The 12,676-nt window shown below is 56.9% G+C and carries 11 protein-coding genes and 3 tRNA genes; 13 read left to right on the top strand and 1 reads right to left on the bottom strand.

Translation table 11 applies throughout. The features are described 5' to 3' along the window. The first annotated feature begins 16 nt into the window (after positions 1 to 16). Both murB and birA read left to right on the top strand, forming a co-directional pair. Positions 17 to 1,054 carry a UDP-N-acetylmuramate dehydrogenase gene (gene murB / locus E5E97_RS02950; protein WP_118880205.1) on the top strand — a complete coding sequence of 346 codons (1,038 nt, stop codon included), beginning with the start codon at positions 17 to 19 and terminating at the stop codon, positions 1,052 to 1,054. Next, on the top strand, positions 1,051 to 2,016 hold the full coding sequence (gene birA / locus E5E97_RS02945; protein ID WP_024945204.1) for a bifunctional biotin--[acetyl-CoA-carboxylase] ligase/biotin operon repressor BirA: 966 nt from the start codon (positions 1,051 to 1,053) through the stop codon (positions 2,014 to 2,016). Before murB ends, birA begins: the two co-directional genes overlap by 4 nt. Positions 2,017 to 2,091: 75 nt before the next feature. Here birA and coaA read toward each other — a convergent pair whose 3' ends face one another. Continuing rightward, entirely contained in the window at positions 2,092 to 3,030 is a 939-nt protein-coding gene (coaA, locus tag E5E97_RS02940) for a type I pantothenate kinase (protein ID WP_011707706.1), read from the bottom strand. A gap of 261 nt (positions 3,031 to 3,291) precedes the next feature. Between coaA and E5E97_RS02935 the strand changes: the two genes are divergently transcribed. The 11 genes from E5E97_RS02935 (at position 3,292) to rpoB (ending at position 12,663) form a co-directional block, all read left to right on the top strand. After that, positions 3,292 to 3,376: transfer RNA gene (locus tag E5E97_RS02935), tRNA-Tyr, on the top strand. A gap of 38 nt (positions 3,377 to 3,414) precedes the next feature. After that, positions 3,415 to 3,489: transfer RNA gene (locus E5E97_RS02930), tRNA-Gly, on the top strand. 171 nt (positions 3,490 to 3,660) lie between these two features. After that, complete coding sequence (tuf, locus tag E5E97_RS02925; protein ID WP_011707694.1) at positions 3,661 to 4,845, top strand: elongation factor Tu; 1,185 nt, start codon at positions 3,661 to 3,663, stop codon at positions 4,843 to 4,845. 53 nt (positions 4,846 to 4,898) lie between these two features. Further along, positions 4,899 to 4,975, top strand: a tRNA-Trp gene (locus E5E97_RS02920). Positions 4,976 to 5,035: 60 nt separating this feature from the next. Beyond that, the gene (secE, locus tag E5E97_RS02915) at positions 5,036 to 5,407 is read left to right on the top strand and encodes a preprotein translocase subunit SecE (RefSeq protein ID WP_011707705.1); all 372 of its coding nucleotides are present in this window, start codon (positions 5,036 to 5,038) and stop codon (positions 5,405 to 5,407) included. Between the two features lie 9 nt (positions 5,408 to 5,416). After that, on the top strand, positions 5,417 to 5,968 hold the full coding sequence (gene nusG / locus E5E97_RS02910; RefSeq protein WP_005306318.1) for a transcription termination/antitermination protein NusG: 552 nt from the start codon (positions 5,417 to 5,419) through the stop codon (positions 5,966 to 5,968). A gap of 133 nt (positions 5,969 to 6,101) precedes the next feature. Continuing rightward, positions 6,102 to 6,530 (top strand): 50S ribosomal protein L11, encoded by a 429-nt coding sequence (gene rplK / locus E5E97_RS02905; protein WP_005318556.1) that lies wholly within the window; start codon positions 6,102 to 6,104, stop codon positions 6,528 to 6,530. 4 nt (positions 6,531 to 6,534) lie between these two features. Then, a complete protein-coding gene (gene rplA / locus E5E97_RS02900; RefSeq protein ID WP_011707704.1) occupies positions 6,535 to 7,236 on the top strand; it encodes a 50S ribosomal protein L1 in 702 nt (233 codons plus the stop codon). 256 nt (positions 7,237 to 7,492) lie between these two features. Next, positions 7,493 to 7,993: a 50S ribosomal protein L10 gene (gene rplJ / locus E5E97_RS02895; protein WP_011707703.1), complete on the top strand. Its 501-nt coding sequence runs from the start codon at positions 7,493 to 7,495 to the stop codon at positions 7,991 to 7,993. 51 nt (positions 7,994 to 8,044) lie between these two features. Further along, complete coding sequence (rplL, locus tag E5E97_RS02890) at positions 8,045 to 8,410, top strand: 50S ribosomal protein L7/L12 (protein WP_011707702.1); 366 nt, start codon at positions 8,045 to 8,047, stop codon at positions 8,408 to 8,410. Positions 8,411 to 8,634: 224 nt separating this feature from the next. Further along, positions 8,635 to 12,663 carry a DNA-directed RNA polymerase subunit beta gene (gene rpoB, locus E5E97_RS02885; RefSeq protein ID WP_010635847.1) on the top strand — a complete coding sequence of 1,343 codons (4,029 nt, stop codon included), beginning with the start codon at positions 8,635 to 8,637 and terminating at the stop codon, positions 12,661 to 12,663. Positions 12,664 to 12,676 lie beyond the last annotated feature (13 nt).

Raw genomic sequence — 12,676 nt, 5'->3', positions numbered from 1 at the left:
TTGTCGGGACACGCAGATGAAACTCACCCCTTACGCCTCCTTGTTGACGCTCAACACCCTCGCCCTCGATGCCCATTGCCGCTGGCTGGCCGAAGTGGAACGGATCGACGATCTGCCGCAACTGGTAGCCAACCCCGAGCTGACCGGCCTGCCGAGGCTGGTGCTGGGCGGTGGCAGCAACGTGCTGTTTTGCGATGACTTCGCCGGTGTCGTAGTGCTCAACCGTCTCAAGGGGATAACGCTGCACGACGAGGGGGATCACTGGTTGCTGCACGTGGCGGCCGGCGAGAACTGGCATGAGCTGGTGTGCCATAGCCTGCAGCAGGGTTGGTTCGGGCTCGAGAACCTGGCGTTGATCCCGGGCACGGTCGGGGCCGCCCCGGTGCAGAATATCGGTGCCTACGGGGTCGAGCTGGCCAGCGTCTGCGCCTATGTGGAGGCGTTCAACTGGCAGAGTGGTCAGCTGGAGCGCATCGAGGCGGCCGCCTGCGGATTCGGCTATCGCGACAGCATCTTCAAGCACGCCTGTCAGGACAGCCACTTCATCACCGCCGTCGGGCTGCGCCTCGCCAAGGCCTGGCAGCCGGTGGCGGGTTATGGCCCGCTGGCCGCGCTCGGTGAGCAGCCCACGGCGCAGGCCATCTTCGACACCGTCTGCGCCACCCGCATGGCCAAGCTGCCGGATCCGGCCGTGCTCGGCAATGCCGGCAGCTTCTTCAAGAACCCCGTGGTGACGGCGGCGCAGGCCGACCGGCTCAAGCAGCAATTCCCGCACATGCCCTGCTACCCGGCCGCTGACGGGCAGGCCAAGCTGGCCGCGGGCTGGCTCATCGATCAGTGCGGCCTCAAGGGGTTTGCCATCGGCCGCGCCGCCGTGCATCAGGAGCAGGCCCTGGTGCTGGTCAACCTGGGCGGTGCCAGCGCCGTGGAGCTGATCGCCCTGGCGGCTCACGTACGCGACAGCGTGGAGCAGAAGTTCGGCGTGCTGCTGGAACACGAGGTGCGCTTCATGGGGCGCAGCGGTGAAACTTGGCTCGACGAGGTGCTCTCATGACCCTGACCCCCATCAGACAGACCCTGATCACCCTGCTCAGCGACGGCCAGTTTCACTCCGGTGAACAGCTGGGTGAGCAGCTTGGCATCAGCCGGGCGGCGGTCAGCAAGCACATGGCCGCGCTCAAGGAGCTGGGGCTGGACTTGTTCAGCCTGACCGGCAAGGGCTATCGGCTGGCGGTGCCGATGGCGCTCTATGACGAGGCGCAGCTGCAGGCGTTGGCGCCCATGGCGCCGGTACACTGCTTCCCGGTCATCGACTCCACCAACCAGTATCTGCTGGAGCGGGTCAACCAGCTGAGCTCCGGCGAGAGCTGCCTGGCCGAGTGTCAGACCGCCGGTCGTGGCCGCCGCGGCAAGCCCTGGGTCTCCCCCTTCGGTTGCCAGCTGATCCTCAGCATGTACTGGCGGCTCGAGCAGGGCATGGCGGCCGCCATGGGACTGAGCCTGGCGGTCGGCGTGGCCGTGGTGCAGGCGCTGGAATCCCTCGGTTATCCGGGGGTGGAGCTGAAATGGCCCAATGACCTCTACTATCAGGGCCGCAAACTGGCGGGCATTCTGGTGGAGATGAGCGGCAGTGCAGGTGCCAGCTGCCATCTGGTGATCGGGGTCGGCCTCAATCTGGCGATGCCGAGCCGGGAGGGGGAGCGGATCGATCAGGCCTGGTCCGAACTGCGCCACATCCAGCCGGAACTGGTGGATCGCAATCTGCTGGCCGGCAGGGTGCTCGATCACCTGCAGCAGGCCATGCTCACCTTCGAACAGAGTGGCCTCGCCAGCTTCGTGGCGGACTGGAACCGGCTCGATCACTTCGCCGGCCGGCCGGTGCGGCTGCTGATGGGCGAGCAGGAGATCCGCGGCGTGGCGCGCGGCATCGATGATCGCGGCGCCCTGCGGCTGGAGACCGCAGAGGGGATCAAGTTCTACCTAGGCGGCGAGATCTCCCTGCGCCGGGGCGACTGAAGGCGGTGGCGATCGTCATGAATAGAAGAGGGGGCCTGCGGGCCCCCTCTTCATGTTGATTCGTGTTGGTAGCCGCTATTTGCGCAGCTTGATCTGCTCGATGGCGTGCTCGTTGCCCTTGGTCAGGATCAGGTTGGCCCGCTCCCGGGTCGGCAGTATGTTCTCTTTCAAATTCAGATAGTTGATATCTTGCCAGATGTTGTTGGCGATCTTGGTTGCTTCGCTCTCCGCCAGCTTGGCGTAGTGGTGGAAGTAGGAGTCGGGATCCGAGAAGGCACCGCTGCGAAACTTGAGGAAGCGTTCGATATACCAGGTGCGCAGCAGCTCGGCCTCGGCATCCACATAGATGGAGAAGTCGACGAAATCGGAGACGAAGACCCGGTGAGGCTCTTGCGGATAATCCATGCCGCTCTGCAGTACATTGAGTCCTTCGAGGATCAGGATGTCCGGCTGCTCCACCACCTTCTTCTCATCAGGGATGATGTCGTAGATAAGGTGGGAGTAGACGGGCGCTTCGACCTTTTCGTGGCCAGCGCGGATGTTGGCGACAAATTCCACCAGATGACGGATGTCGTAGGACTCCGGGAAGCCCTTGCGGCGCATCAGGCCGCGCTCTTCCAGCACCTTGTTTGGATAGAGAAAGCCGTCGGTGGTGACCAGCTCCACCCGCGGGTGTTCCGGCCAGCGCTCCAGCAATGCCTGCATGATGCGCGCCGTGGTGCTCTTGCCGCCCGCCACGCTGCCGGCGATGCTGATGATGTAGGTACCCTTGCCGCGGGACTGACCGAGAAACTGTTCCAGTACCCGGCTGCGGCGCTGTTTGGCCTTGACGTAGAGATTGAGCAGGCGGGAGAGGGGCAGGTAGATCTCTTCCACCTCCTGCAATGACACCTTTTCATTGATCCCGCGCAGGGTCTGCAGATCGTGCTCGGTCAGGGTCAAAGGGACCGAGTCGCGCAATAACGCCCATTGTTCGCGGGTGAATTGCAGATAGGGGTTATGCTCTGTCGTCATGGTGTCATCACTGTTTCTTGGGCAGGGCGACCATACACCAAGGGGTGGGGAGCGACAAGAGAAGCGACGGTTTCGAGCGGAGAGTGAGTCCTTTTTTGCCTGGTTCCCGGCAATAATGCACATTTTGCAAGGCGCAATGGTTGCATCCCCAAAATGCTTACCATAAAATGCGCGACGCTTAGATGTCTGTCGTCTATTTGCTCGGCAAAAGCGATAAAACAACGGGTGCAAGCAGAATTACCGTTGTGGCATTTATGTAGCGGAGGGGTTCCCGAGCGGCCAAAGGGATCAGACTGTAAATCTGACGGCTCAGCCTTCGAAGGTTCGAATCCTTCTCCCTCCACCATATTTCTCTGCGGTTTGAGTTCTTTGGGTTAGAGAAATGCGGGCATCGTATAATGGCTATTACCTCAGCCTTCCAAGCTGATGATGCGGGTTCGATTCCCGCTGCCCGCTCCAAGATGCTGATACGGCTCAGGCGATAGCAGAGCCACACCTTAGGGTGAGTTCGGCAATCGAACCTGCCTGTCAGCACCAGCCTCTCTTCCCCACCAGATTCAAATCCATCATATAAACTGTTCTGTGGTTAGCTTGCCACCGCGTACTCAGCGTTAGTTTAGAGGGACGATCATGTCTAAAGAAAAATTTGAGCGTAATAAACCGCACGTTAACGTGGGTACCATCGGCCACGTTGACCACGGTAAAACCACCCTGACTGCCGCTATCACCAACGTGCTGGCCAAGCACTTCGGTGGTAAGGCTTTCGCCTTCGACCAGATCGACAAGGCACCGGAAGAGCGTGAGCGTGGTATCACCATCAACACCTCCCACGTAGAATACGACACCGCTACCCGTCACTACGCCCACGTAGACTGCCCGGGTCACGCCGACTACGTTAAAAACATGATCACCGGTGCTGCCCAGATGGACGGCGCGATCCTGGTAGTAGCAGCGACTGACGGCCCGATGCCGCAGACTCGTGAGCACATCCTGCTGGGTCGTCAGGTAGGCGTTCCGTACATCATCGTGTTCATGAACAAGTGTGACATGGTAGATGACGAAGAGCTGCTGGAACTGGTCGAGATGGAAGTTCGCGAACTGCTGTCCGAGTACGACTTCCCGGGTGATGACCTGCCGGTAGTCCGTGGTTCCGCACTGAAAGCGCTGGAAGGCGAAGCTCAGTGGGAAGAGAAGATCCTGGAACTGGCTGGCCATCTGGACACCTACATTCCGGAACCGGAGCGTGCCATCGACCTGCCGTTCCTGATGCCTATCGAAGACGTATTCTCCATCGCTGGCCGTGGTACCGTAGTAACCGGTCGTGTCGAGCGCGGTATCGTCAAAGTTGGTGAAGAAGTGGAAATCGTGGGTATCAAAGATACCACCAAGACCACCTGTACCGGCGTTGAAATGTTCCGCAAACTGCTGGACGAAGGTCGTGCAGGCGAGAACATCGGTGCACTGCTGCGTGGCGTGAAGCGTGAAGACGTAGAGCGTGGTCAGGTACTGGCCAAGCCGGGCACCATCAAGCCGCACACCAAGTTTGAATCTGAAGTGTACGTGCTGTCCAAAGAAGAAGGTGGTCGTCATACCCCGTTCTTCAAAGGCTACCGTCCGCAGTTCTACTTCCGTACTACCGACGTGACCGGTACCATCGAACTGCCGGAAGGCGTAGAGATGGTAATGCCGGGCGACAACATCAAGATGGTTGTTACCCTGATTGCGCCGATCGCGATGGACGACGGCCTGCGTTTCGCCATCCGTGAAGGTGGCCGTACCGTAGGTGCCGGTGTTGTAGCTAAAGTTATCGCTTAATCTTTGGCTTACATAAATAAAGCAAAGCCCCTATAATAGGGGCTTTCTTATGCAGGGGCGTAGTTCGAATTGGTAGAACAGCGGTCTCCAAAACCGATGGTTGCGGGTTCGAGTCCTGCCGCCCCTGCCATATACCTCGTCTCGTACGGGGCTTTTGTGTCTTTGGTTACGTCAGATACAGGTGGGTTGTATGAGTGTTAGTTCTGAGAGCCAGGGCGGAAGCAAGGATACCCTGCTTTGGGGCCTGGTTTTCATTATCCTGGCGGCCGCTGTAGTGGGTAATTACCTGCTCAACGATGTCGTCGCTGCCGTCCGCGCCCTGGGTGTGGTCGTTGTCATTGCTGCTGCCGGTGCAGTAGCCCTGCAAACCACCAAGGGAAAGGCGACACTGGCATTTGCCCGTGAGTCTCGCCTGGAAGTCCGCAAGGTCGTATGGCCGACCCGTCAGGAAGCCATTCAGACAACCCTGATTGTGCTGGCGGTGACTGCCGTGATGGGGCTGTTGCTGTTCATTCTGGACGGTGCCTTGGTCTGGTTGGTCAACCTGATTACCGGTGTGTAAGGATAAGCCATGACTGAACAACGTGAACAACGTATGAGATGGTATGTGGTGCAGGCGTTTTCCGGCTATGAAGGCCGTGTTGCCAAATCCCTGCGTGAACATATCAAGATGCATGGCATGGAAGACATGTTCGGTGAAGTGCTGGTCCCGACCGAAGAAGTGGTCGAGATGCGCGCTGGCCAGAAGCGCAAGAGTGAGCGCAAGTTTTTCCCGGGATACGTCCTGGTTCAGATGATCATGGATGAGACCACATGGCACCTGGTACGCAACGTACCGCGCGTCATGGGTTTCATTGGTGGCACCTCTGATCGTCCTGCTCCTATCTCTGATAAAGAAGCGGATGCCATCCTCAATCGTCTGCAAGATGCCCACGACAAGCCGCGTCCGAAAACCCTGTTTGAACCGGGTGAAATGGTGCGGGTTGCCGATGGTCCGTTCGCCGACTTCAACGGTACCGTTGAAGAGGTGGACTACGAAAAGAGCCGCGTGAAGGTCTCCGTTTTGATCTTCGGTCGTTCTACACCGGTAGAGCTGGATTTTGGTCAGGTCGAAAAGGGCTGATTAAACTCTGTTCGTTAACGGTTGTCAGGGGCAGCGAATGTCATTATAATTCGCTGCCCCTTTATTAGTTGGGGAGCCGTTTGCAGGAGCATGTCTCCGAGGCGTTAGAACCCATTTCTGAGGTATTTTTGTAATGGCTAAGAAAGTCACAGCTTATATCAAGCTGCAAGTTAAGGCTGGCAGTGCTAACCCCAGCCCTCCCGTTGGTCCTGCTCTGGGTCAGCACGGTGTGAACATCATGGAATTCTGTAAGGCGTTCAACGCCCGTACAGAAAAGCTGGAAAAAGGCTCACCGACTCCGGTCGTGATCACCGTTTACAGCGACCGTTCCTTCACCTTCGAAACCAAGACTCCGCCCGCTGCCTTCCTGCTGAAGAAAGCTGCTGGTATCCAGTCTGGTTCTGCCAAGCCGAACAAAGACAAGGTTGGTAAGGTGACTGTGGCTCAGCTGCAAGAAATCGCCAAGACCAAAGAGCCGGATATGACCGGTGCCGATCTGGATGCAAAAGTACGTTGCATCGCCGGCTCCGCTCGTTCCATGGGCCTGGTAGTGGAGGATTAAGACAATGGCAAAACTTTCCAAGCGTATGCGCGTTATTCGCGAAAAAGTTGACGGTACCAAAGAGTACTCCATCAACGAAGCCATTGCCCTGCTGAAAGAACTGGCTACTGCCAAGTTCGTTGAAAGCGTTGACGTTGCCGTTAACCTGGGTATCGATGCTCGTAAATCCGACCAAAACGTACGTGGTGCAACTGTACTGCCGCACGGTACCGGTCGCGAAGTGCGCGTAGCCGTATTCACCCAAGGTGCCAACGCCGAAGCTGCCAAAGCTGCCGGTGCTGAACTGGTTGGTATGGACGATCTGGCCGATCTGGTCAAGAAAGGCGAGATGAACTTCGACGTAGTTATCGCATCCCCGGATGCCATGCGCGTTGTTGGTCAGCTGGGTCAAATCCTGGGCCCGCGCGGTCTGATGCCGAACCCGAAAGTTGGTACTGTAACTCCTAACGTTGCCGAAGCCGTCAAGAACGCCAAGGCTGGTCAGGTTCGTTACCGTAATGACAAGAACGGTATCATTCACACCACCCTGGGCAAGGTTTCTTTCAATGAAGTTCAGCTGAAAGAAAACTTGGAAGCTCTGCTGGTTGCCCTGAAAAAGGCCAAGCCGTCTTCCGCCAAGGGTGTATTCATCAAAAAAGTCAGCATCTCCACCACCATGGGTGCCGGTGTTGCCGTAGACCAAGCTTCTCTGGAAGCTCAGGCCTAATTGATGGATTTTACAAGGCGCAAAATTTAATCTATAATTTTGCGCCTTGATTGGTTGGGGGCTTCGACCTCCGTCCAAGACCGCAGGAGGCTGTAAGGCCTTAATACTTCCTGCGTAGACGGTGCCGGAAACCCAGCGAGAAAGATTCTTTCTCTTCTGGAATCCTGCTACCGCATCGTTCCCCTCTGTTGTAAAGGTAGGGGGGATGTGTCAGTACTGGGTCATTTGACCCGGATTCAATCCAGGAGTTAAGCCAATGGCATTGGGACTCGAAGACAAAAAGGCAATTGTTGCTGAAGTCAACGAAGCTGCCAAAGGCGCTCTTTCTGCAGTAATTGCCGATTCTCGCGGCGTGACTGTAGACAAGATGACCGTCCTGCGTAAAACCGCTCGTGAAGCCGGTGTGTACATGCGCGTTGTGCGTAACACCCTGCTGCGTCGCGCGGTAGAAGGTACCGAATACGAGTGCCTGAACAACGCATTTACCGGTCCTACCTTGATTGCTTTCTCTAACGAACACCCGGGCGCTGCCGCTCGTCTGTTCAAAGAGTTTGCCAAAGCGAACCAAAAGTTCGAAATCAAGGCTGGCGCTTTTAACGGTGAGTTTATCGCCGCAGCACAAATTGATCGTCTGGCCACGCTGCCGACTTACGAAGAAGCAATTGCGAAGTTGATGGCTACCATGAAGGAAGCCTCTGCTGGCAAGCTGGTTCGTACTATCGCTGCTGTTCGCGACCAGAAACAAGCTGCTGCTTGATTCTCGCCTATCTAGGCTGTTTGAGTTTATTCAACATCAGGAATTTTTGTCATGTCTATCACTAAAGACCAAATCATCGAAGCCGTTGCTTCCATGTCCGTAATGGAAGTTGTTGAGCTGATCGAAGCTATGGAAGAGAAGTTCGGTGTTTCTGCCGCTGCTGCCGTAATGGCCGGCCCGGCTGCTGCTGAAGCAGTAGAAGAGAAGACCGAGTTCGACGTAGTTCTGACTGCTGCCGGTGCCAACAAAGTTGCCGTCATCAAAGCCGTTCGTGGCGCCACCGGTCTGGGCCTGAAAGAAGCCAAAGACCTGGTAGAAGCTGCTCCGGCTAACCTGAAAGAAGCCGTCTCCAAAGACGAAGCTGAAGCTCTGAAGAAAGAGCTGGAAGCTGCCGGTGCTTCTGTTGAGATCAAATAATCTGCATTTATGTAGATTAGCCTGATAAAACAGGCTAGGGCTGGTGAATTTTTGTTCACCAGCCTTTTTGCGCTGTAGACTGAGAGCATTTCACACCGTTTACGACTCTCGGTGCACCAGCAATCCGGACTGTTTTCATTCGTCCGGGCCAACACAAAACGGTGTTGAGACAGAGCTGTCCCGTGGGACAGAGTGGGTCACTTATCAGCGAGCTGAGGAACCCTATGGTTTACTCTTATACCGAAAAAAAACGCATTCGTAAGGACTTCGGTAAGCGAGACCAGGTACTGGACACGCCTTATCTGTTGTCCATTCAGCTGGACTCCTTCAAGCAGTTCATCGAGGCTGACCCGGAAGGTGAATATGGCCTAGAGGCCGCTTTCCGTAGCGTTTTCCCGATCACCAGTTACTCCGGTAGTGCTGAGCTTCAGTATGTCAGCTATCGCCTGGGTGAGCCGGTATTTGACGTAAAAGAATGCCAGATCCGTGGAGTGACCTACTCCGCGCCGCTGCGTGTCAAGCTTCGTATGGTTCTGTACGACCGTGAAGCAGCTGCCGGCACCGTCAAAGACATCAAGGAACAAGAAGTATACATGGGCGAAATTCCGCTCATGACCGAGAACGGCACCTTTGTTATCAATGGTACCGAGCGGGTAATCGTCTCCCAGCTGCATCGTAGCCCGGGCGTCTTCTTCGACCACGATAAAGGCAAAACACATTCATCCGGTAAGGTGCTGTATAACGCGCGCGTTATTCCCTACCGTGGCTCCTGGCTGGACTTCGAGTTCGATGCGAAAGACAACCTGTTTGTCCGTATCGACCGTCGTCGTAAACTGCCGGCATCCATTATTCTGCGTGCCCTGGATTTCAGTTCCGAACAGATTCTGGCCACCTTCTTCGAGACCATCGGTTTCGAAGTCAAAGATGGCAAGTTGATGATGGATCTGGTGCCGGAGCGCCTGCGTGGTGAAACTGCGACCTTTGACATCGTGGCCAATGGCGCCGTGGTGGTTGAGACCGGTCGTCGAGTGACTGCGCGTCACATCCGTCAGTTGGAAAAAGATTCCGTTACCCAGATTGAGGTGCCGGTTGAGTATGTTGTTGGCAAAGTTGCTGCCAAGGACTACGCACATCCGCAAACTGGCGAGATGGTAGTGACTGCCAACCAGGCGCTGAGCCTGGAAGCGGTAGCCAACCTCTCCCAAGCCGGCTTCAAGCACTTCGAGGTTCTGTTCACCAATGAACTGGATCACGGTGCCTACATGTCCGAGACCCTGCGTATCGACTCCAGCTCCAGCCGCCTGGAAGCTCTGGTCGAAATCTATCGCATGATGCGTCCGGGTGAGCCGCCGACTCGCGAAGCCGCAGAACAGCTGTTCGAGAACCTGTTCTTCTCTTCCGAGCGTTACGACCTGTCTACCGTAGGTCGGATGAAGTTCAACCGCCGTCTGGCTCGTGAAGACGAGACCGGCGTGGGTACTCTGACCAAAGACGACATCGTCGATGTGATGAAGCGCCTGATCGACATCCGTAACGGCAATGACGAGGTGGACGATATCGACCATCTGGGCAACCGTCGTATCCGTTCTGTCGGTGAAATGGCTGAAAACCAGTTCCGCGTCGGTCTGGTGCGTGTCGAGCGTGCGGTCAAGGAGCGTCTCTCCCTGGGCGACCTGGACACCCTGATGCCGCAGGATCTGATCAACGCCAAGCCGATCTCCGCCGCAGTCAAAGAGTTCTTTGGTTCCAGCCAGCTGTCCCAGTTCATGGACCAGAACAACCCGCTGTCCGAAGTGACCCACAAGCGCCGTATCTCTGCGCTGGGCCCGGGCGGTTTGACTCGTGAGCGTGCCGGCTTTGAAGTTCGAGACGTACACCCGACCCACTACGGTCGTCTGTGCCCCATCGAAACGCCTGAAGGTCCGAACATCGGTCTGATCAACTCTCTGTCCGTGTACTCTCGTACCAACGAGTACGGTTTCCTCGAGACCCCGTACCGCAAGGTCATTGACGGTGTGATCACCGACGAAGTGGACTATCTGTCTGCTATTGAAGAAGGCAAGTACGTGATCGCACAGGCTAACGCCGCGACCACCGAAGATGGCCGTCTGAAAGATGAATTGATCCCGTGCCGTCACAAAGGTGAATCCACCTTTATGAACGCCGACCAGATCCAGTATATGGACGTGAGCCCGCAGCAGATCGTATCTGTGGCAGCGGCCCTGATCCCGTTCCTGGAACACGATGACGCGAACCGCGCATTGATGGGGTCAAACATGCAACGTCAGGCTGTACCGACTCTGCGCGCCGACAAGCCGCTGGTTGGTACCGGTATGGAACGCGCTGTGGCCGTTGACTCCGGTGTTACCGTAGTGGCCAAGCGTGGCGGCATGATCGACTACGTCGATGCCTCCCGTATCGTTATCAAGGTCAACGAAGATGAGCTGCTGCCTGGCGAAGCCGGCATCGACATCTACAGCCTGACCAAATACACCCGTTCCAACCAGAACACCTGTATCAACCAGCGTCCGTGCGTGATGTTGGGCGAGCCCGTGATGGCGGGCGACGTGCTGGCTGACGGCCCGTCCACCGACCTGGGTGAACTGGCGCTGGGTCAGAACCTGCGCGTCGCGTTCATGCCGTGGAACGGTTACAACTTCGAAGACTCGATCCTGGTGAACGAGCGTGTTGTTCAGGAAGATCGCCTGACCACCATTCACATCCAGGAACTGGCCTGTATCTCCCGTGACACCAAGCTGGGTCCGGAAGAGATCACTGCTGACATCCCGAACGTGGGTGAAGCCGCTCTGTCCAAGCTGGACGAGTCCGGTATCGTCTACGTGGGTGCCGAAGTGAAGGGCGGCGACATTCTGGTCGGTAAGGTAACGCCGAAAGGTGAAACCCAGCTGACGCCGGAAGAGAAGCTGCTGCGCGCCATCTTCGGTGAGAAGGCGTCCGACGTGAAGGACTCTTCTCTGCGTGTGCCGAACGGTGTGTACGGTACCGTGGTTGACGTGCAGGTCTTTACCCGCGATGGCGTGGAAAAAGACAAGCGCGCCAAAGAAATCGAAGAGATGCAGCTGAAGGAAGCGAAGAAGGACTTGACCGAAGAGTTCAAGATCCTGGAAGACGGCATTTTCGGCCGCTCCCGCAACCTGCTGCTGGCCGCCGGTTACAGCGAAGACCGCCTGAACAAGCTCGATCGCTCCAAGTGGTTTGAACTGGCCATCGAAGATGAAGCCAAGCAAATCGAGCTGGAACAGATCGCTGAACAGCACGTTGAGCTGAAGGCCGAGTTCGACAAGAAATTCGAGAACAAGCGTCGCAAGATCATCCAGGGCGATGACCTGGCGCCGGGCGTACTGAAGATCGTCAAGGTCTATCTGGCCGTCAAGCGTCGCATCCAGCCGGGTGACAAGATGGCGGGTCGTCACGGTAACAAGGGTGTTATCTCCAAGATCTGTCCGGTCGAGGATATGCCCCATGACGAGTACGGCCGTCCGGTCGACATCGTTCTGAACCCGTTGGGCGTACCGTCCCGTATGAACATCGGTCAGATCCTCGAAGTGCACTTGGGCCTCGCGGCCAAGGGTATCGGCGAGAAGATCGATCGCATGGTCAAGGAACAGCGCGAACTGCACGAGATGCGTGACTTCCTGCAACAGGTCTATGACCTGGGCGAGAAAGACACCCAGCAAGTGAACGTGGCCGAGCTGTCCGACGATGACGTACGTACCCTGGTCGGTAACCTGCGCAAGGGTCTGCCGGTCGCTACGCCAGTCTTTGATGGCGCCAAAGAGCGTGAAATCAAGGCCCTGCTGAAGCTGGCCGACCTGCCGGAATCCGGTCAGATCGCCCTGTTCGACGGTCGTACCGGTAACGCCTTCGAGCGTAAGGTCACCGTGGGTTACATGTACATGCTGAAGCTGAACCACCTGGTAGACGACAAGATGCACGCGCGTTCTACCGGTTCTTACAGCCTGGTTACCCAGCAGCCGCTGGGTGGTAAGGCACAGTTCGGTGGTCAGCGTTTCGGTGAGATGGAAGTGTGGGCCCTGGAGGCTTACGGTGCGGCATATACCCTGCAGGAGATGCTGACCGTCAAGTCTGACGATGTGAATGGCCGTACCAAGATGTACAAGAACATCGTGGATGGCGACCACCGTATGGAGCCGGGCATGCCCGAATCCTTCAACGTATTGCTGAAGGAAATCCGCTCTCTGGGTATCAACATCGAGCTGGACGAAGAGTAAGAGCTCGCTCTTA

Source organism: Aeromonas sp. 2692-1 (genome assembly GCF_013085505.1).
In the GTDB taxonomy this organism is placed as follows: domain Bacteria; phylum Pseudomonadota; class Gammaproteobacteria; order Enterobacterales; family Aeromonadaceae; genus Aeromonas; species Aeromonas hydrophila.
Note: the sequence above shows the minus strand (reverse complement) of the source record. Positions and strands in the feature narration are given on the sequence as shown.

Excerpts from the sequence above, each read along its gene's own strand:
- murB (WP_118880205.1), top strand. The coding sequence starts at position 17 with ATGAAACTCACCCCTTACGCCTCCTTGTTGACGCTCAACACCCTCGCC.
- birA (WP_024945204.1), top strand. The coding sequence starts at position 1,051 with ATGACCCTGACCCCCATCAGACAGACCCTGATCACCCTGCTCAGCGAC.
- coaA (WP_011707706.1), bottom strand. The coding sequence starts at position 3,030 with ATGACGACAGAGCATAACCCCTATCTGCAATTCACCCGCGAACAATGG.
- tuf (WP_011707694.1), top strand. The coding sequence starts at position 3,661 with ATGTCTAAAGAAAAATTTGAGCGTAATAAACCGCACGTTAACGTGGGT.
- secE (WP_011707705.1), top strand. The coding sequence starts at position 5,036 with ATGAGTGTTAGTTCTGAGAGCCAGGGCGGAAGCAAGGATACCCTGCTT.
- nusG (WP_005306318.1), top strand. The coding sequence starts at position 5,417 with ATGACTGAACAACGTGAACAACGTATGAGATGGTATGTGGTGCAGGCG.
- rplK (WP_005318556.1), top strand. The coding sequence starts at position 6,102 with ATGGCTAAGAAAGTCACAGCTTATATCAAGCTGCAAGTTAAGGCTGGC.
- rplA (WP_011707704.1), top strand. The coding sequence starts at position 6,535 with ATGGCAAAACTTTCCAAGCGTATGCGCGTTATTCGCGAAAAAGTTGAC.
- rplJ (WP_011707703.1), top strand. The coding sequence starts at position 7,493 with ATGGCATTGGGACTCGAAGACAAAAAGGCAATTGTTGCTGAAGTCAAC.
- rplL (WP_011707702.1), top strand. The coding sequence starts at position 8,045 with ATGTCTATCACTAAAGACCAAATCATCGAAGCCGTTGCTTCCATGTCC.
- rpoB (WP_010635847.1), top strand. The coding sequence starts at position 8,635 with ATGGTTTACTCTTATACCGAAAAAAAACGCATTCGTAAGGACTTCGGT.